Origin of the sequence: Carboxylicivirga litoralis, from assembly GCF_025499605.1 — a bacterium.
GTDB lineage: Bacteria > Bacteroidota > Bacteroidia > Bacteroidales > Marinilabiliaceae > Carboxylicivirga > Carboxylicivirga litoralis.
Map to the genome: position 1 here is coordinate 1 of NZ_JAFMVC010000114.1, position 692 is coordinate 692.

General features: G+C 39.2%; 1 protein-coding gene. It reads left to right on the plus strand.

Features of this window, described 5'->3' with window-relative positions; all coding sequences use genetic code 11:
• Positions 1-692, plus strand: a 692-nt coding sequence (locus tag J1N10_RS21480) for a toprim domain-containing protein (RefSeq protein ID WP_262328682.1), incomplete at both ends; no start/stop codon positions are given.

Here is a 692-nt window from a genome sequence, read left to right on the forward strand (position 1 = left end):
AAAAACAATGACAGAGCATATATAGTTGAAGGTTATTCCGATGTGCTTCGGATGCACGATATAGATGTGGTAAACACAGTTGCGACTTGCGGAACCGCACTCACCAATTCACAGGCAAAGCTCCTGAAAAAATATACAAACAAGGCTACACTTATTTACGATGGCGATAATGCCGGACGAAATGCCATGTGCCGAAATGCTGAAATCCTGATTAAGAACCAATTTCACGTTTCGGTATTGGTACTCCCGGAAAAACAAGACCCTGATTCTCTTTTCATCGACAACAAAACGTTTCTTCAGTACGATGAACAACAGGAGGATTACATCATCTACAAAACGGCTGAATATGCTGACCGCTTTGCAAATGACCCTGTAAAGAAATCGGAAGTCATAAAACGTATGGCTTCTTTAATATGCTGCTATGATAAAACAAATCAGGAGGTTTATCTTGACTTTGTTTCTGAACAGATTAAACCTAAAAAAGCTTGGCAGGATGCCTTAAAGGATTATAGTAAGCCTACCGAGAAGAAGGTCAAAACAAAGGAGAATATCAGCGATATAATCAAGCTGAAAAAGGAGCAACAGGAAAACCTACTTACCAATCAGTTTTATGAAGAAGATGGAGCTTATTGGACGGTTGAAGGAAAGAACCCGAAGCAAATATCAAACTTTACTTTTGAAGCCTTATTCTG